Origin of the sequence: Sediminibacterium sp. (genome assembly GCF_051861365.1) — a bacterium.
In the GTDB taxonomy this organism is placed as follows: Bacteria; Bacteroidota; Bacteroidia; order Chitinophagales; family Chitinophagaceae; genus Sediminibacterium.
This window is the reverse complement of sequence record NZ_JBHYCW010000006.1, coordinates 104,470-123,880: the sequence shown is the minus strand read 5'-3', so window position 1 is coordinate 123,880 and position 19,411 is coordinate 104,470. Positions and strand designations below refer to the sequence as shown.

12 protein-coding genes and 2 tRNA genes are annotated in these 19,411 nt (G+C 40.6%); 3 read left to right on the top strand and 11 right to left on the bottom strand.

The features are described 5' to 3' along the window. Positions 1-43: 43 nt before the first annotated feature. Together tpiA and ACTIEV_RS04475 are read right to left on the bottom strand one after the other, a co-directional pair. The gene (gene tpiA / locus ACTIEV_RS04480) at positions 44-808 is read right to left on the bottom strand and encodes a triose-phosphate isomerase (RefSeq protein ID WP_439516204.1); all 765 of its coding nucleotides are present in this window, start codon (positions 806-808) and stop codon (positions 44-46) included. A gap of 105 nt (positions 809-913) precedes the next feature. Next, positions 914-2,071 (bottom strand): putative sugar nucleotidyl transferase, encoded by a 1,158-nt coding sequence (locus tag ACTIEV_RS04475; RefSeq protein WP_439516203.1) that lies wholly within the window; start codon positions 2,069-2,071, stop codon positions 914-916. Positions 2,072-2,196: 125 nt separating this feature from the next. Between ACTIEV_RS04475 and ACTIEV_RS04470 the strand changes: the two genes are divergently transcribed. After that, positions 2,197-2,628, top strand: coding sequence for an acetyltransferase (locus ACTIEV_RS04470; protein WP_439516202.1), 432 nt, complete (start codon positions 2,197-2,199; stop codon positions 2,626-2,628). Position 2,629: 1 nt separating this feature from the next. Here ACTIEV_RS04470 and ACTIEV_RS04465 read toward each other — a convergent pair whose 3' ends face one another. Further along, complete coding sequence (locus tag ACTIEV_RS04465; RefSeq protein WP_439516201.1) at positions 2,630-3,223, bottom strand: DUF1287 domain-containing protein; 594 nt, start codon at positions 3,221-3,223, stop codon at positions 2,630-2,632. Positions 3,224-3,477: 254 nt separating this feature from the next. On the opposite strand from ACTIEV_RS04465, the gene ACTIEV_RS04460 reads away from it, so the two are divergent. After that, on the top strand, positions 3,478-4,278 hold the full coding sequence (locus ACTIEV_RS04460; protein ID WP_439516200.1) for a hypothetical protein: 801 nt from the start codon (positions 3,478-3,480) through the stop codon (positions 4,276-4,278). Between the two features lie 90 nt (positions 4,279-4,368). Here ACTIEV_RS04460 and ACTIEV_RS04455 read toward each other — a convergent pair. The 5 genes from ACTIEV_RS04455 to ACTIEV_RS04435 form a co-directional block, all read right to left on the bottom strand. Beyond that, positions 4,369-4,458 (bottom strand) — tRNA-Leu (locus tag ACTIEV_RS04455). Positions 4,459-4,502: 44 nt separating this feature from the next. Beyond that, positions 4,503-4,575 (bottom strand) — tRNA-Gly (locus ACTIEV_RS04450). Between the two features lie 73 nt (positions 4,576-4,648). Continuing rightward, complete coding sequence (locus ACTIEV_RS04445) at positions 4,649-4,852, bottom strand: hypothetical protein (RefSeq protein ID WP_178889509.1); 204 nt, start codon at positions 4,850-4,852, stop codon at positions 4,649-4,651. Positions 4,853-4,892: 40 nt separating this feature from the next. Beyond that, a complete protein-coding gene (locus tag ACTIEV_RS04440) occupies positions 4,893-5,924 on the bottom strand; it encodes a glycosyltransferase family 2 protein (protein ID WP_439516199.1) in 1,032 nt (343 codons plus the stop codon). Between the two features lie 116 nt (positions 5,925-6,040). Next, a complete protein-coding gene (locus ACTIEV_RS04435; protein WP_439516198.1) occupies positions 6,041-7,180 on the bottom strand; it encodes a serine hydrolase domain-containing protein in 1,140 nt (379 codons plus the stop codon). A 272-nt stretch (positions 7,181-7,452) separates the two neighbouring features. On the opposite strand from ACTIEV_RS04435, the gene rocD reads away from it, so the two are divergent. Then, positions 7,453-8,685, top strand: a complete 1,233-nt coding sequence (gene rocD / locus ACTIEV_RS04430; RefSeq protein ID WP_439516197.1) for an ornithine--oxo-acid transaminase — start codon at positions 7,453-7,455, stop codon at positions 8,683-8,685. 336 nt (positions 8,686-9,021) lie between these two features. Here rocD and ACTIEV_RS04425 read toward each other — a convergent pair whose 3' ends face one another. The 3 genes from ACTIEV_RS04425 to ACTIEV_RS04415 form a co-directional block, all read right to left on the bottom strand. Further along, a complete protein-coding gene (locus tag ACTIEV_RS04425) occupies positions 9,022-9,420 on the bottom strand; it encodes a hypothetical protein (protein WP_439516196.1) in 399 nt (132 codons plus the stop codon). A gap of 67 nt (positions 9,421-9,487) precedes the next feature. Beyond that, a complete protein-coding gene (locus ACTIEV_RS04420; protein ID WP_439516195.1) occupies positions 9,488-12,061 on the bottom strand; it encodes a hypothetical protein in 2,574 nt (857 codons plus the stop codon). A 381-nt stretch (positions 12,062-12,442) separates the two neighbouring features. Beyond that, positions 12,443-19,273: a LamG-like jellyroll fold domain-containing protein gene (locus tag ACTIEV_RS04415; RefSeq protein WP_322195919.1), complete on the bottom strand. Its 6,831-nt coding sequence runs from the start codon at positions 19,271-19,273 to the stop codon at positions 12,443-12,445. Between the last annotated feature and the right edge of the window lie 138 nt (positions 19,274-19,411).

The following is a 19,411-nucleotide window of genomic DNA, read 5'->3' as shown; positions in this document are numbered from 1 at the left end:
ATTATCATGATCAATCATGATGATCTGTGTTCCATTTTAATCATTAGTATTTAAGTGAGTCAATAATTACTTTGAACTCATCTGCGATCAAAGAAGCGCCTCCTACCAATCCACCATCTACATCAGGTTGAGTGAATAATTCTTTGGCATTGGATGCTTTTACACTGCCTCCATACAATATGGTTATTTCTTGTGCTACAGCATCTCCATATTTACCGGCCAGTTGTTGACGAATATAGGCATGCATCTCTTGCGCTTGTTCACTGGTAGCTGTTTTACCGGTACCAATTGCCCAAATGGGTTCATATGCAATCACTACTTTTTTCAATGCATCGGCAGACAAATGATACAATGATTCCTCTAATTGCTTAGCTACAAATTCGTTTTGCGTACCCGCTTCACGAATCTGTAAAGGCTCACCACAACAAAAGATCGGTGTGATCTGATGTTCTAAAGCAATATTTACTTTCTCTGCCAAAAACTGATTGCTTTCCTGAAAATATTCACGACGCTCAGAGTGACCCAATACTACATGCGTAATACCTAATGAGTTCAACATAACAACGGATGTTTCTCCCGTATAAGCACCGTTTTTTTTGTTGTAACAGTTTTGAGCTGCAATATATACTTGTGTTTTACCTGCAACTTTTGCTTGCGCCATCGACAAATAAGGAGCCGGTACTGCAAATACCACTTGCCTATTTTCATTTAGGTCATAGTTATGAGACAATAAATGATCAAGTAGTTGTTCTCCTTCTGTGATCGTAAGATTCATTTTCCAGTTAGCAGCGGCTATTTGCTTTCTCATTGTTTGGTATTTTTTTGAGGTCAGCGAAAATACAGTTTTCTTCTGTGCTCTCTGTGTATTCAGTGGCAATTAATTTGCCACTGAAGGCACTGAAATACACTGAAATTATTTTGCGGAGAGTGTAATGAGTATTTGCTTTTCAATTTCACTCAAAGACTGATTTTTGAGTTTTTTCCAGTTATCAATATCTACCAAAGCCTTGTCTAATTTATATTTCACGCCTTTACATCCCCAACTGAAATCGGGAATAATATTGGGCAAGAGACCTTCGCCAAATACATTGCAAGACACTCCGATCACCGAACCGGTATTGATGGATGAATTAATTGCTGTTCTTGAAAAATCGCCCATGATCACTCCGCATTTATAACCAGCCGGTAAATATTCCTGATCTGCTTCGCTCCAAATCTTAACGATACCTGCTGTATTCTTCAGGTTACTATTACTAGTACCCGCACCCCAATTACACCACTCACCTATTACAGCATCACCCATATAACCATCATGTGCTTTATTGGAATAGCCCATCATGATACTGTTCTTGATCTCACCTCCACCCATACAATAAGGTCCGAGGGTTGTAGCGCCATAAATACGGCTATTCATTTTCAGCACTGAATGATCTCCCAATGCAAAAGGTCCACGTATAGCAGAACCCTCCATCACAACTGCATTTTTGCCGATATAGATAGGTCCTGTTGATGCATTCAATAGTGCATGCTCTACAATTGCTCCTGACTCTATGAAAATATGTTCGGCATGTATGCATCGATTGGTAGATGAAATTGTTGCTGATGTTTTGCCTCGAGTCAATAGATTAAAATCAAAACGTACCATTTGATCGTTGATGTGCATTAGCTGCCATGGATAAACGATTCTTTGGGCTGACGGATAATCATGAACAACTTCAAAATATTGCACAGATTGAGATGGATCAAAGTCTTCAAATGCAATAGCTGTTTTCCCTATAATTAAACCTTGTTCATCTGCCCAGCCATGATTTTTGGATATACTTTGAATGCCATCGATTAAAGATGGGTTGGGAATTACAGATGCGTCAACCCATATATGTTCACCGTCGGGTGGATATCCATACAGATTTTGCAAATAAGGACTGGTATGTACAAACACCTGCAAACCTGTAAGCTTTTCCCATCTTTCTGCGATGGTAAGAATACCCATTCGCAAAGAAGCAATAGCCTTGGTTTGCGTCAGAGGCCATAAACGTTTTCGTTGCGTATTATCGAATAGAATGATCGACATGATACAAACTTAAAGCTTTTAGAGGGAATGCGAGTTGACAGATGACAGTTGAAAGTTGACAGAAGATCGTGACTCGTTTATATTGGTTTTTGTTTGGAATTGGATAGTCTCTTAATTTTAGTTGTATGATGATCGTCGCTGCTTTACCGTCTGACTATAAAGAGATCACAGATCTATGGCAAACTTCTGTGAAAGCAACTCATCATTTTTTGCCCGATGATTTTACCGAACAATGGAGAGATCAAGTGGAGACAATTTTCTTATCGATGGTGCAATTGTATTGTGCTAAAGACGAAGCAGGAAAAATTGTTGGCTTTGTGGGAGTAGCAGAACAAAAGATTGAGATGCTGTTCTTAGATCCCAATACTCGCGGCAAAGGCATCGGAAAACAACTGACTGAATTTGCTATTCAAACTTTACAGACCAATGCCGTTGATGTGAATGAGCAAAATGAACAAGCGGTTGGATTTTATCTGAAAATGGGTTTCAAACAAATCGGTAGAAGTGAAAAAGATGCACAAGGCAATGATTATCCCATCCTGCATTTATCTTTATGAGCTATTGTTCATATCGATAATGTCCAATAATAGGATAAGTGAACAACATATCTTCCATCACTTGTCCGGCTCCGATATTATGAATCACCAATGACCGCTGTTGGTCTTTTGATTTTTGATGCACAATCATGCCAATATGTTTCATTCCTCTTGGTAATTGCCAGCAAACAATATCCCCTGCACGATAATCAGCTGCACTCCTCGAAATCGGCAGCACCATACCGTTACGCGAAAAGAAATACATCAGGTTGGGAACTCTTCGATGATCGATATTCCGATCTGTTGTTTTCAATCCCCAATAGTTAGGATAGAACTGAAAATTCCGGCGCATATCTTCATGTACTTCTCTTTGCAGATCAATACCCATTTTGCGATAAGCACGAATCACAACATCAGTGCAAACGCCTTTATCAGCAGGCACATCTCCCATGGGATAATTGATACGGAAATAAGAAAGATCATACAGCACTTTTTGACAGGTTAATGTGTACGCCGAATCTGCCAGCCGCCCATAAAAATCAGACTGTGTCATAGCAGCATTCAAAAAAATCAGCAAAAGCAACATACAACACCCGTACTTCGAAAAATTGGCCATAGTTTATCTTTCCCATAGAATGCATGTTGCCCGAATTTGCATACTGGTGATCGTTAAAGTATTCTTTATATGATTCGTTATTATCGGACTTGAATACATAGGTTGTCGCGTAGTTGTCGCGTTATTATCGCGTTGTTATCGCATACTTATCCCCAATCTATATAAATATGCGATAAGAATATGATAAAATAGTTTAATAAAGTACTTGTAAATATGATAATATTTTTATATCTTACTGAGATAAACGCCAGAACATGCCAACACTACATGGACCGCTACGGTACACGGGTACCATTGATGAACTGGTTGCCTATCAAATGAAAGGCAGCGATAAAACCATTGTGCGTAGAAAAGCCTTTATCACAAAAGGTGCTTATCAAAAAGAGCCCCAGTATGCGGCCATGAGACGGAACAGTGCAGAATTTGCCATTTGTGCGCGGGCAGGTAAAATGGTAAGAACAGCGCTTCCGATCATAATGCGATTAACCGATCAGAATATGACCCCTGTGCTACAAGGCTTTTGTAAAATTCTGCAAAAAAAAGATACTGTACATCCACATGGGGAAAGACCCGTTCTTTTTTCGATGCACAAAGAGGCGCTCACTTCGCTGCCATTTACCAAAAGACATTTGTTTGATTCGGTATGGAAGCAAAGACCTGTTGCCACATTGCTTAGGGAAAAAACAGCGCTGCACATACAGATCGGTGAGTTATTACCCGGTTTTAATTTTCAGCTTCCTTGGCAAAAGCCTTATTACAGAATCATCGCTTCGCTGGCAGCCATTCAAGATGTTTATGCTGACCAGATCAAATACCCATCTATCCTTTATACAAAGGATTTACCATCAACCACTGTTTTCAGCGACTGGATGATGGCCAAAAAAACAGTACCTGCGCATTGCATGAATCTCCAACTGGAAAATACAGACCTAAAAGAAGATGCAGGTATTACATGGGTTGGTGCAATTGGCATTGAAATGGGAGAACCAGATTTAACCGGAAGCATTCAACCGGTTAAATATGCTAGTACTGCAAGGATATTGGTGACGGGGTAAATATGTAAAGTAGATACTAAGTTGAATGATCTACTCACTTGTAAGACGAATTACTAAAATAAAAAAGTCGCTCAATTCATGAACGACTTTTGGTGCCCCAGGCGGGAATCGAACCCGCACTCGCTTTTTCGGCGAACAGGATTTTAAGTCCTGCGTGTCTACCAGTTCCACCACCAGGGCAGTGGTAAAAAAAATCCCGTCACGCATGACGGACGGGATTGCTGAGCGGAAGACCGGGCTCGAACCGGCCACCCCGACCTTGGCAAGGTCGTGCTCTACCAAATGAGCTACTTCCGCAATCGATATAAGAACTAAATCGGGAGTGCAAAAATAGGATTCTACAGCTCCTGACAAAATTTTTGTTGATTTTTTATTTGTACTCAGGCGTATACTTACTGCTGCTCTGTACTTCTACATCAGGCTTCCCTTTGTAGCGCTGGTTGTACAGACGATAACATCCACCCAATACAAAAGCAAGGATACAAAACACTTGCAGATAGAAAAGAAAACGTGATGAATTTACCCAGTTCCTGGTAAAGTCTTTTTCTTGTGCGGCTTGTTGTTCGTTCGACATAATTTTGAATTGCTGTGCAAAAATAAGGCAGTACAACTTATTATAAAATCTTTCTGCGAATAATTTCCTGAAAACGGGTGCGTTTGTTGATAAAATACTCCCAAACAATGGTTCCGGAATACACGCCCTGCAGTGATTTCATGGGCTTTTTCACCCGATGATTTTTTTCCGATTTTCCCATGAACCAGATCTTTACTACCGCCCAATGTGCTTGCATGATCGCCATAAAAAATGCCCGATCCCCGTTTAACAACCCCTTCCATGCAGAAATAGCATCCAGTCCAAATCGTACCGGTAATTTCCACAGTTTTTCATGGAATGGTAGATTCTTATTCAACATCAACAAATTGTTCCTGAAATTCAAAAACACTTTTCGTCCACCCCTGGGTAAAGTTCCTCCCCCAACATGATAAACAACTGAAGTCGGACAACTCATGATCGTATATCCCGCTAATTGCATCCGCCAGCAAAGGTCAATTTCTTCCTGATGGGCAAAAAATCCGGCATCCAATCCACCCATTTCATGATATACCGAAGCCCTCACAAACATGGCCGCCCCGGAAGCCCAAAAAACAAGTTCGGGTTGGTTGTATTGTCCATTATCCTCCTCACAAACATCAAATATCCTTCCACGAGAAAAAGGGTAACCAAGATGATCGATCCATCCACCGGCAGCACCGGCATATTCAAAAAGTTGCGGTTGATGATACGACAAGAGTTTAGGTTGACAGGCCGCGATCTTGGCGTCTTTTTCCATCAATTCAATGATCGGTTCAATCCATCCGGGTGTTACTTCCACATCAGAATTGAGCAAAACATAATAATCTGCCTTTACCAATTTCAATGCCCAGTTATAACCACCTGCAAAACCTTCATTGGTAAGATTGTACAAGCATTCGACTGAAGGAAATAAATGTTTCACCAAATCCATCGACCCATCCGTAGAAGCATTATCCGCTACAATCACAGATTTGTTGGAGTAGGTAGACGCGATCACGGAAGGAAGAAAAGTCTCTAAATGCTTTCTCCCATTATAATTTAAGATAACAATCGCAACGTGGGGAACTGACAAGGGTTGATGTTTGGATGCGAAAATAGATTAAAGTTGACAGTTGACAGAGAAGTTGATTGATAGTTGTTAGTTGACAGTAAAAGGCGGTTTTCTTCCTGTCAACTGTCAACTATCAACTACAAACTCCCCTTCCCCCACTCAATCAACCCTCTCACTTCCTTCGGCACGGTTCGTTCTCTGATTTTGGAGGTTTTTTCGCCGAGGCGAACGATGATGGTTTGTTTGGAAGGGATCACGATAATGTATTGTCCGAGGATACCTCTTGCATAGAAAATTTCAGGATTCAGCGGGTCGATCCACCATTGGTAACCATAATAATCACAAGCAACACCTTTTAAATCTGTAATACCACAAGGTTGAATAGAATGAGCCCAATAAGTGCTGTCAATGATGGGTGTTCCATGCCATTTACCGCTATCCAACATCAACTTACCAATTCGCGCAAAATCATGCGTATTGGAGTTAAAACAACAATAGGCTTTGATATGTCCATTTTCTTTATCGGTACTCCATAAAGCAGGATGTTCAGCACCCAATGGTTTCCAAAGTTTTTCAGCAGTATAATCGCTGAGACTTTGTCCGGTAGCTTTTTCCAGTATTAATCCTAATAATTGTGTATCTCCACTTTTATAAGAATGAACAGTTCCTGGTTTGTCTTTCATCTTAACACCGGTAGCAGTTGCATACACATCTGTTCCGTAATAAGCTTCAGAAGTAACAGAGAATAAGTTCCAATACGATTCATTCCAATCGGTTCCGCTACTCATGGTTAATACATCAATGATGCGTACTGCTGCTTTATCCCCTTCTTTGAATTCGGGTAAATAATTTCCTACCGGCTCTTCTAGTGATTTTATTTTTCCTTCTTTCAAAGCTACACCGATCAATATACTGGTGATACTTTTTGCCATGGAGAAGGATCCTGATTTTGAACTGTCACTATACCCTTTCCAATACTTCTCGAAAACCACTTCATTGTTTCGGATCATGAGTAATCCAACTGTATTCAATTCTTCCAATAAAGTATTGAGCGAATCAGGATAGGGTATTTGATTGTAATTCGCAGCGTTGGTCCAGGGTTGGGCCGTTGATACCGCTACGGTATTATTCGTGAATTTTTTATAGTCATCGATATTGGCAAAATTGTACCGAACAGCGGTGAACAAGTAGGTTTTACCTGAGATCCATGCATAAGCACTAAAACTGAGAATAATCAAGAGTATCGTCCAGAGAAAACCGCGGAAGAATTTTTTCATGGTGAGTTGGTTAGATAATGAAATTAAGTTTTTTTGCCACTGAGGACACTGAAAAAACACTGAAATATTTTGATTTTTTTGCATTAATCATCACAGAACAGCATTTGAAAGAATCACAGAAATAGCTGTATCTTGCAAGCAGAAAACGAATTATGCACTTCTTGCACCTGAATTTAGACTTCCTCGATCATCCTTGTTGCTAAGGATGTATTGTTTTTGTTTTCATGCTTTCTTGTGAAAGCCTTTCTTTATTTTATTTCAAACCTTTTATTATGCTTACTCAATCAGTATCAGCGAATACAGCTGTGTATTTGCAGTTGGAAGAACAATATGGTGCACATAATTATCATCCCCTACCGGTAGTATTGGAAAAAGGTGCCGGTGTATTTTTATGGGATGTAGATGGAAAAAGATATTATGATTTCCTCAGTGGTTATTCCGCCGTGAATCAGGGACATTGTCACCCGAAGATCATTGCCAGTTTGGTAGAACAAGCACAAAAACTTACCCTTACTTCTCGTGCATTTCACAACAATCTTTTAGGCGAGTATGCAAAATTTATCACCGATTTTTTCGGGTATGATAAAGTATTACCTATGAATACCGGTGTGGAAGGTGGAGAAACCGCCATCAAATTAGCACGCAGATGGGCTTACACCAAAAAGGGAGTTGCAGAAAATAAAGCCAAGATCATTTTTGCAGAAGGCAATTTCTGGGGAAGAACATTGGCCGCTATTTCCTCTTCTAATGATCCGAGTAGCTACAAAGGTTTTGGTCCGTATATGCCCGGATTTGAGTTGATTCCATACAATGATACCATTGCATTAGAAAAAGCATTACAAGATAAAAATGTAGCGGCTTTCATGGTAGAACCTATCCAGGGAGAAGCCGGCGTAGTAGTACCTGATGAAGGGTATTTATCAAAAGTAAGAGAACTGTGTAGTACCTATAATGTACTCTTCATCGCCGATGAAATTCAAACCGGATTGGCGCGTACCGGAAAAATGCTGGCTTGTGATCATGAAAATGTGAAACCGGATATTTTGATTCTTGGAAAGGCATTGAGTGGTGGCGTGTTACCTGTATCAGCCGTATTAGCAAACGATGAAGTGATGATGAATATCAAGCCCGGAGAACATGGATCTACCTATGGCGGTAATCCATTGGCTTGTGCAGTTGCTACTACTGCATTAACAATATTGAAAGAGGAAAGAATGGCTGAGAATGCAGAAGCCATGGGTGCTATATTAAGATCGGAGCTAGCAGCACTTCAATCACCTTTTATAGCAACCATTCGTGGTAAAGGATTATTGAATGCCATTGTGATCAAACACAGCAATCCGGAAGCAGCCTGGGATCTTTGTATGGAGTTAAAAGAAAACGGACTCCTTGCCAAACCCACGCACGGCGACAAAATCCGCTTCGCCCCTCCCTTGATCATTACAAAAGAGCAGATTATGGAATGTGTGGGGATTATCGGTGACTCTTTGAAAAAACTAAATTGAGGAAAGAAACAAGAAATAAAATACAAGACACAAGGAAGATTCAAGAATCAAGATACAAGGCACAAGAAAGATTCAAGAATCAAGATACAAGGCACAAGAAAGCTACAGGCTGCAAGCTACAAGCCTCACCTCTTTTTCGCCGGACTGAAGTCCGGCGCTATTTGAAATTGTGTATTGGCTACTTAAAACATAGATATATAGAACTAACCTTGTGGCTTGCAGCTTGTAGCCTGGAACTTTCTTGTGGCTTGTAGCTTGCGGCTTGAAGCTTTCTTGTGGCTTGCAGCTTGCAGCTTGAAGCTTTCTTGTGCCTTGTCTCTTCTTTCTTGTATCTTTTTACGATTCTTCCGTTTTCACAACAGGTATTTTCGGAAACAGTACCATGATTTGAATAATAATGGCACAAGCAAGAATACCATACAGTGCGGGTTGTTTTACCGGACATTCACCGAACATACAGCTGGAAACCAATACATAATTTCGAATGGCCCAAGCCAAATTGATAGCGCCGATAAAAACATTGGTCCGTTTGGTCCAGATACGAGGTATAGCGAAAAATAAAATCGCAGCGGTGCAAAAGAACACATGAAACAATCCGGGTCGGCCAAAACTAGTTCCTTCTGCAGCAAATCCGGAAATGGTAAGTCCCTTACTTTCAATAACCGTCCAAGGGAGAAAACATAATCCGAGCAATATAAATGCAGCTACAATTCCTATCTGCTGTGAATATTTCATGGTTAATAATTGTGCTGCGAAGTTAAGCACCTATCAGGAAAGAAGACACAACTTCAGCATAACAGTATTAGTACAGCGAAGATTTGTAAGCATAACTGCTGGCAGGTTGTTGATTGGCTCCCAACTTAAGAAGAGACACTACAGTTCTTTGTATTCCCTGGGTATACTCCACATAATATTGCCCGGCGCTGTAGTTTTGTCCGAATTGAACTGTGCTATTGGCTTGTAACTGATTTTTTTGCTCGATCAATCTGCCTTGCGCATCTACTACTTTCATTGCAATTGGTAATTGCGTCTGCTTACTGTTCAGTTGAACGGTAAAGAATTGTGTAGCAGGATTTCCCATTACTTTAATATGGAACTGCTGATCATGTGTAGTAGGTACAGGTATAGTTGAAACGGTCACTTTGAAAGGTATACGTTGACTAGACACTCCATTCACAACTTGTGCCACCCAAAGCGTTTGGGTACCTACTTGATTGATCACCGATGGTTGTATAGGAGATTGATTTGCGGCTGCAGAAGTATAAAACTGAAGTGAGGCATTGGGTAAAGCGGTTACCTGCTTTTCAACATTGATATTGTTGCCGAATTTCCCGGCATCGTAGGTAGCATCTGTTACAATGGGTACTTGTGGCTGAACAGTAATATCAATTGTGGCGGTTGCATAGCAACCTGAACTATGTATTTTTTGATAACGCACTTTCGCTACTCCGGGTTGTAATCCTCTGATAAAACCGGCTGCATCAATATCCAGGTATGCATTTTTTTCAGACACCCACTCTCCCCCAGTGGTCTCGGGCATTAAACGAATGGTTTGTCCTGCTACTACTTTTTTATATCCGTGTATCTCAATAGAAGGAGGAGCAGCCGTAACAGTGAATGCTGTTTGTGCAGTTGCTTGACATCCATTTTCTTCCAGTGTATACTGAATAGTAACAGTGCCTGCAGCTTTTCCAACCAATGTTTGTTGATGCAAAGAAGCAATCGTGCTATCACTTACCGACCAATAACCCTTTCCACCCATTGGTTTCAATTGAATGCTGCTTCCTTCACAAAGCTGAGAGGATGGAGTAAATGTATTGGATGATTGTTGTATCAATAAGGGTTGTATTTCAATGGTTGGTAGTTGTGGTGTTGCCGCTATCGCTAATGATTGGCTAACGCTGCTCTCACAACCAGCTATTGATTGTACCTGATAAGTAACTGTAATTTTTCCGGGAGCCATTGTTTTAAGTATACCTTGTTGATCAATGGTAGCTATGGCAGACTCTTTAACAGACCAATGACCGCCTTGGACTGTATGCTTCAATTGGTATACATTACCACTGCAAAAGTTGGTAGCGGTTTGGATCGGAGACAGAACAGGGATCTCATGAATTTCAATGGGATTCACTTTCTCTGTATGGCCATCTCTGTAAAATAATTCCGCTTCATAGATACCCGGACGAGTGGCTTTGAAAGAAAACTGATAACTAATGGCAGCTTCGGGATTACGAAACAATTGAACACGGTGGTTATATTGATCTGCTACATAAATATTCTCTTGCGCATCAATGAATAAACCATAAGGATAAGAGAATTGATTCATGGCTTTACCCAATCCATGTCCACCGGCAACAGTTACACCTTGCTTAGCACCTTTACTCCAACGTTGGATACGTTGATTGGTTTCATCTGCAATAAAAAGATCTCCGTTATCATTGATCGCAATATCAGTTGGAAAATACAACTGATCTGCGCCTGCACCTCTTTTGCCACCTGCTACTGTTATTCCTTCTTTTGCATCCTTTACCCATAGTTGTACACGATCATTTGCCGCATCAGCGATGTATAGGTTTCCAAGTGCATCTACTTTTACACTGCTAGGGTATCTAAGTTGATCCGCTTTATTCCCAGCCTGCTTCCCTCCTGCTACTGTAATGCCTTCTACTGCACCGGGTATCCATTTTTGGATGCGATGGTTATAATTATCTGCTACATAAATATTACCCTCCTTATCCAAGCAAATACCAAAAGGCATATTGAATTGATTGGCCTTATTACCCCTTCCGTTACCACCGGCAACAGTAACACCGTAAGGATTTGAGGGTGAAAATTTTTGGATACGCTGATTGGCCACATCAGAAACATACAAATTGCCTTCTTGATCTAGTGCTACACCCATAGGATAATCCAACTGATCTGCTGCATCACCTTGACCACGACCGCCTGCAACGGTAATACCTACTTTGGCACCGGGTATCCATTTTTGAACACGATGATTGAATTGATCAGCGATATAGATATTACCGGCTGCATCTACTGCAATACCACTAGGATAACGAAATTCATCTTCTTGTGTGCCTTCTACTGCTGTTCCGGCAACTGTCTGAATTAACGCAGGTGTATAATTGCTTTTTAATGTTTGTCCGTTATGCTTCCATAACAACTGCTCTACTTTGGGTGAAACTCCGCTGATCTGCAAAGAGGCATTTTCACAAAGAGATGATGCTTTTAAACTAAGACTTTGTTTGGTTTTGATAACGGTAAATGTTGAATCTGCTTTCACGCCATTCGACATCAGCAACAGCAGCAAAAAGAACAGGTTTTTGCGAACCTGGTTTGCGATTTGATGAATGAATTTGTGCTGCAACTGCATGGAGTAATATCACTTTGTTTGGATAGGACAAAGTGAGTCCAATAGCAGTCTTTGACAAATAACGGTAATGATGAAAATAAGGTAGTACCGATCGTTTGTATGGTAGAAACGGAACTACAAACAGGTATGCATCACTTGCTTAATGAAAATATTTTTTTACATCAACAAATATGTTGAACCAAGAATTTGTAGAAATCGATCTAGCAAAATAACGGGTTTGAGCAAAGTGCACAGAATGCTTGTACAGATTTTACTACAAAGCACCATCAATACTATCGATGAAATTGTAGTAACCAAGTGAAGTATACCAAAAGAAAAAGAGCCGTTCTATTGGAACTGCTCTTCTCTTTAGTTTTCTATAGGTTGGGTTACGAAAACGATTTATCTGACCTTGATCAATTGAATCAATTTTCTGCGGGTTCCCTGCAGGAATTCAGCATAGTAAGTTCCTGATCCAAGATTGTGACCAATTTGTATGGTACTGTTTGGCCATTGATTCGCCTTGGACTCTAATGGACGACCATGGATGTCGAATACGCGAACCTGAACTGGTAATTCGTGTTTACTTTCCATCTGTATGGTAAAGAAGCTTCGACTTGGGTTACCCATTACTTTGATCTTTAGATCCGACTCACTAGTGATCTGAGGTACTAATTTTTTCACCACAGGTGAAGAAGCAGTTTCTGTAATAACACTTGCAATGGATATACTTGACTTTGTAGTCGTCGGAATGGTTTCGGTACATCCTTGTTGATCACATGAGCCCAACTTATCACCCGGATGATTTCTCAGATGAGACTCAACCGCATTGATACTGATTCTAAGCGTTTGAGGGTTATTTGGATTTCCCGGAGGCACATGACAGAAATAAACTTTTTGACTTCCGTCATCCTCATCATCATGGTCATAATGACCATACTTGTTCGATTTATTCTTACAATCCTTACTACTATGAGATTTGTGATCACAATCAGCATGGTACTTATGATCCTTATGTTTACAATCTTTACTACTATGTGATTTATGGTCACAGTCATCATCATCATCATGATCATACTTGTAAGGTTTATTTTTACAGTCCTTACTACTATGTGACTTGTGATCGCAATCAGCATGGTATTTATGATCCTTATGTTTACAGTCTTTGCTAGTATGTGATGAGTGATTGCAGTCATCATCATAACCGTATTTGTTTGATTTATTTTTACAGTCCTTACTGCTATGTGACTTATGATCACAATCAGCATGGTATTTGTGATCTTTATGTTTACAGTCCTTGTTACTATGTGATGAGTGATCGCAGTCATCATCATTGCCTTCATCTTTCACTCTAATATCTTTCACACAAATTGTAACTCTGCTAACAGATACACAACCCTCCTGCGTTCTAACACGAACTTCGAAAGTGTAGGTTCCCGCTTGTGCAGGTGCAAATACCGGTTGACTACTTGTTGTGCTATTTAAAGAAGCATTCCCTGAAACAACAGACCAAGTATACGTATAAGAAGTTCCTCCTGTTGCATTCGCTCTTAATGTTACTCGCTGTGGTCCATATCCCAGATAAATATTATTTGGAATACCGCCTGTAAATGTATTGTTCTCCGGAATGACCGTGATAGAACTGCTGCAATTGGTTAATGCTAGTACTGTTACAGTTTGGTTGGCAGTTGTTGTATTTCCTGCAGCATCGGTTGCTGTCCAGGTTACAACGGTTGTTCCCACAGGGAAAGTACTAGGTGCATTGTTGGTTACAACAGGTACACCACAATTATCAGAAGCAGTAGCAGTACCTAGGTTAATAGCAGTTCCTACTGTTACATTGATATTGGCAGGTGCTGTAATCACCGGAGCCTGATTATCAGTAACCGTAACGGTAAAGCTGCGAGATACACTATTTCCACTTGCATCGGCTGCTGTAACGGTTACAGTTGTTACACCCACAGAAAATACTGTTTCTGAAGCCTTACTAAATGTATAAGTAATTGGACTTCCACAATTATCAGTGGCAGTTACCGTATAGTTTATCGTTGCGCCACAGGTTCCTGCTCTACTATTTGTAGCAATATTCACAGGCTGGGCCAAGGTTGGTGCCTCTGTATCGGTAACCGTGATCGTTTGGGTAGCAGACACCTGATTATTTGCGGCATCTTTCGCTGTCCAAGTTCTGGTGATCACATAATTATAGAATGATGATTGAGTCGGATTGGTTCCTTTGGTAGATGACTGCGTAAAGGCTACCACTACATTCTGATCAAAGTTGTCAGATGCAGTTACGGTTGCTGCAGTAGGAATATTCGAACAACTAACGTTTGCATTAGCAGGTACTCCATTCAATACCGGCGGAGTGGCATCACGAACTATCACCAACTGAATACTTGTTGATTGATTGCCTGCTGCATCTTTTGCGATCCATTCAACAGCCGTTGTGCCAATTGGATATACATTCCCTGTTGCATTGTTTGTAAAAGAAACAAGTTGAACGTTATCAGTAGCGGTTGGATTTCCTAATGAACTTACAATAGCCGTATTGGAACCTATTGGTGCATCTACTACAATATTGGTTATTCCGGCAATAGTTGGTTCTTCTCTATCCACTACAGTAACCGTTTGAATACCGGTAGTTATATTACCTGCAGCATCCTTAGCAATCCATGTAATGGTATTAATGCCCAGATTGTAAACTGAAGGACGGTTATTGGTAATCGTTACAGCCAATCCACTATTATCAGATCCTGAGGCATTTCCGAGGTTCACACCTGTTGCAAAATTAACACCCGGATTTGTGCTAACAGTTAAGCCGGATGGAACAACCAGTGCCGGCGCTTGTTTATCCTCTACAATTACCAATTGTGTAGCCGTTGTTGTATTTCCAGCCGCATCCTTAGCAGTCCAGATCACGGTAGTTTGTCCAATCAAGTATTGACCGGGTGCATTATTGGTAACAAATGCTGAACCACTGTTATCCATTGCGGTAGCAGTACCTAAATCTACATTGGTTGCAAATGCTTGGTTATTATTGGTAACAGTTGTTACGATAGCTGGAACTGTTAATACCGGTGCTTCTGCATCTTTTACTGTTACTTTTTGTATAGCAGTAGATGAATTGCCCGCAGCATCAGTAGCTGTCCAGGTTACAATGGTTTCTCCAAGTGGATATTGTGTGAGAGCGTTATTGGTGATGGTTACACCAGACCCTAAGTTGTCACTTACGGTTGGTAATCCTAAAGTAACATTGGTTGCAAAGTTCACCCCTGCATTTGTATTGATCACCAAATTGGCCGGTGCAGTAATGGATGGTGCCTGATTGTCAAACACACGTACTGTAAAGCTAACCGTACTTCTATTTCCGGTTACATCTGCAGCAGTAACCTTCACCGTTGCTGTTCCGATTGCAAAGAAGGAACCGGAAAGTATGCTATAAGTGTATGCCACCGGGCTATTACAACCGTCCACAGCATTCACACTGTAACTCACATTTGCTCCAGCCATATTCGGTGCAGTAGGAACATCGATATTATTGATGGTTCCGAAAACAGGAGCTTGATTATCAACAACAGTAATCGTACGTGTAGCAGTAACAGTATTATTATTTCCGTCTACAGCAGACCATGTTCTTGTAATGACATACGAGTAGTGATCCGGACTATTGACATTCGGATTACGGGTACTTGATTCTGATAAAGTTACCGGTACAACACCATCTACATCATCAATAGCTGTAACAACAGGTGCCGTAGGAACTGTATTGCAATTCACGGTAATATTCGCCGGTAAATTATTCAATACAGGTGGTGTAATATCGTTTCTTTCAACCACTACCTGTTGTGTTTGAGTGGCAATGTTACCATTACCGTCATTATATGTCCATGTAATGGTATAGGTACCCGCTTGCGTAAATGTAATTGGATTAACAGAAGTAGCTAAAACAGTACCTGAGCAATTATCAGATGCCGTAGGTTTTGGAGCTGTTGCCGGTGCTGTTAATTGTAAAACAGGTAACTGAGCAATATTCGGTACCGGTGCCAGGTTATCTACTACTGATACTTCTATCGGTGCTGATACCTGTATATTGCCATTCACGGTTACGGCAACATGGTAAGAACCGGATTGACTGGCTGAGTGTACTGAACTATCAGCTCTAAGAATAGGTTCATCATTTCTATACCACTGATACGCTGTTCCTACCGTACTCATCGACAATTTAACTATTGAAGACGGACAAATAACAGTAGGTCCATTGGCTTGAACAGCCGGTAATGGCGTCACATTTAAACGAACGCTTCTATAGATCGTACAATTAATGAATGGAACGGCTACCGTATAAGTACCTGAATTAATGGCCTGTGCATTCGAGATCAAAGGATCCGGTAAAACTGCTGAGAAATTATTAGGACCTGTCCAAGTGTAAGCGCTACCGCCATTGGCAAACAGTCGAATCGTACTACCGATTCCAAATACTGCAGCATTGGCCTGGGCAGTAACCGGTGGTTCTGCATAAGTAGAACATGTACCATTTACTTTAAAATCGCTCCAGTTAGAAGTTAATCCATCCAAAGTAAAATTTGAGAGTGTACCGTTGTTACCGTTTGGACTGGCATCCAATAGAACATTCTCAGAGGTATTCGGTGCATTTACAAACCCTTGGTTGAACTTATAATAAGCTACTAAACCTGTTTGTTGGGCTTGCAACTCGCAATTCATGTTATTGATGACTTCACACTGATTCAAAGTACGATTCCAAATCCTGGCTTCTTCTACTTTACCACGATAGTATTCTACAAATCCTGGTTGTTGACCCAATACCAAGTTATTTCCATTGGTGGTAATCTTACCGGAAGCTTCAGTGCTGGCGACCAATGCACCATTGATATAAATACGCATGAAAAATCCGTCATAAGTAGCGGATACGTGGTTCCATTGGTTGATACCCGGATATTGAGCCGTCAATACTTTCCACTGTCCATTCAAGTGCAAGAAGAAAGAAATGGTTTTCCAGCCATCATCTGTACGAGGGAAGATATATCCGTTATTATCCCCTGCTGTTGACTTGCCCATCACATTCTGGATCATGTTGGTACCATCTGTAGGATAGATCCAAGCTTCCATGGTGATATTATCAGTGATATTGAGGCTATTATTGGCGGGAACAGTCACCAAATCATTCACACCATCAAAATCCAGTGACCCTGCTTTGAAGGCAACTGTAATTTTGGTATTAATATTTGAAGTACAGCCTCCATTGGATACACTTACAGTATACACGCCACTATGCACAGTTTGCGCATTGGGTATGCTAGGATTCTGCTGGTTGGATGTAAAATTATTAGGACCAGTCCAAGAATAAGATGTTCCACCACTCGCAGTCAATTGAACCGTATTCCCTACTTCAAGAATAGGACCATTTACAGAAGCGGTTGCTGCGATGGGTACGAACTGGTTACAAACAACATCATTCACATTTCCGGCTACCCAGTTAGAATTGCTTCCGGTAAGCGTGAAATTGGTTAAAGTACCATTATTAATGTTACCTGAAATATCCGATACAGTAGTCGTTGTAATATTATTCACTCCTGCTAGTCCCTGATTGAACCGATAATATGCTGCCAACCCATTTTGTATGGCAGGATTTAATTGACAAGATATGTTATTATCAATTTCGCATTCTTCCAATGGACGATTCCAAATACGAATCTCATCTACATTACCTTTAAAAAATTCTCCACTGAAACCCGGTTGTGCACCAATGGTAATCGGATTTTGGTTGGACGAAATAATACCTGTGATGGCTTTGGTTGCTTTTAATTCTCCATCCAAGTAAATCTTCATGGTAAACCCATCATATGTTGCCGCCACATGATGCCATTCGTTGATGCTTGGATAAGCAGCCGAAATGATAGACCAGCCTTGTCCTTCCAGATGCACATAAAAAGAGAATGATTTCCAGCCGTCATCTGTACGTGGGAAAATATAACCCTGTACTTGGTTGGTGGATTTACCGATTACACTTTGTGAAGGCGAAATGCCATCAGTTGGATATATCCATCCTTCTACGGTTAAGCCTGTAGCAGGATTCAGAGAAGCATGATGAGGAATGGAAACAAAATCATTCAGCCCGTCAAAGTTCAATGCACGTGCCGGATTAGATACTTGTATATTGATACTGGCAGGCACACTACAACCTGAAGCTGTTGTTACAGTCACGGTATATAGTCCCGCTGCATTTGCAGTTATATTATTAATGACGGGATTTTGTTGATTGGAAGTAAATCCATTGGGACCGGTCCATGAATAGCTTACTCCACCACCGGCAGACAACTCTAAAGTACCACCTAATCCGACAGAAAGACTATTACTACCAATGGTAACCACAGGAGGAACAAAATTTGCGCATGTACCATTTACGATGCCTTCAATCCAATTAGAGGTATTCGACAATAATCCAAAATCAATAAGTTCTCCATCATTTTTATATATAGACTTATCCTTTAACTTGGTTTCTAAAATATTGGAAACACCTCCAGGCAAGCCTTGATTGAATTTGTAGTAAGCAACCAATTTGTTTTCATCCTTGAGCTCACATCCTTTATTAGTATCAATTTCACAAACCGATAATGCTCGATTCCATACCCTTAGTTCATCTATTTTACCTCTGTAAAATTCGTTGGTGTAACCGTTTTGGTACCCAATGGTTACAGGATTGGTATTTACAGTGATGGTTCCGGTTACAGCCATTTCATTCATCATCACACCATCAATATAGATACGCATAAAAGCACCATCATAGGTAGCGGCAACATGATGCCAGCTATCTTTACCTGGATATGGAGCGGTTAACTGCTTCCATCCCATTCCATTAAAATTCAATAAGAAAGCGATATTGTTCCAATTGTCATTGGTACGAGGAAAAATGTATCCATTCTGAGCAGAAACAGGAAATCTTTGTGATTTTGACAATACAGTCTGCACATTAGAGCCTCCACCACTTTCCGGATTCAACCATGCTTCAATAGTAATGACATCAGTAATATTGAAAGAAGGATCGCCGATATTTACACCACCAGAAGTTGTGCTGCGTTTTACTAATACTTTGTCATTCACACCATCAAAGCTTAAAGCCCCAGCAGTAACTTGACCAAAGGTCGTGATAGCAGTAGAAAGTATTAGCAATGTAAAGATCGATAATTGACAAACTTTCCTTGTAAAAAAACGCATAAGGCTCAAATTGATACTCTTAATGTTTCATCAACACCATTGGGTCTGATGAGGCAACACAGGATAAAGACGATTTGTCTCGGATATGGAATTCTAAAAAGTGTAGTTCGAAAAAATATAAAATGAAATAGACATTCC

Coding starts and splice junctions, on each gene's coding strand:
- tpiA (WP_439516204.1), bottom strand. CDS start 808: ATGAGAAAGCAAATAGCCGCTGCTAACTGGAAAATGAATCTTACGATC.
- ACTIEV_RS04475 (WP_439516203.1), bottom strand. CDS start 2,071: ATGTCGATCATTCTATTCGATAATACGCAACGAAAACGTTTATGGCCT.
- ACTIEV_RS04470 (WP_439516202.1), top strand. CDS start 2,197: ATGATGATCGTCGCTGCTTTACCGTCTGACTATAAAGAGATCACAGAT.
- ACTIEV_RS04465 (WP_439516201.1), bottom strand. CDS start 3,223: ATGGCCAATTTTTCGAAGTACGGGTGTTGTATGTTGCTTTTGCTGATT.
- ACTIEV_RS04460 (WP_439516200.1), top strand. CDS start 3,478: ATGCCAACACTACATGGACCGCTACGGTACACGGGTACCATTGATGAA.
- ACTIEV_RS04445 (WP_178889509.1), bottom strand. CDS start 4,852: ATGTCGAACGAACAACAAGCCGCACAAGAAAAAGACTTTACCAGGAAC.
- ACTIEV_RS04435 (WP_439516198.1), bottom strand. CDS start 7,180: ATGAAAAAATTCTTCCGCGGTTTTCTCTGGACGATACTCTTGATTATT.
- rocD (WP_439516197.1), top strand. CDS start 7,453: ATGCTTACTCAATCAGTATCAGCGAATACAGCTGTGTATTTGCAGTTG.
- ACTIEV_RS04425 (WP_439516196.1), bottom strand. CDS start 9,420: ATGAAATATTCACAGCAGATAGGAATTGTAGCTGCATTTATATTGCTC.
- ACTIEV_RS04420 (WP_439516195.1), bottom strand. CDS start 12,061: ATGCAGTTGCAGCACAAATTCATTCATCAAATCGCAAACCAGGTTCGC.
- ACTIEV_RS04415 (WP_322195919.1), bottom strand. CDS start 19,273: ATGCGTTTTTTTACAAGGAAAGTTTGTCAATTATCGATCTTTACATTG.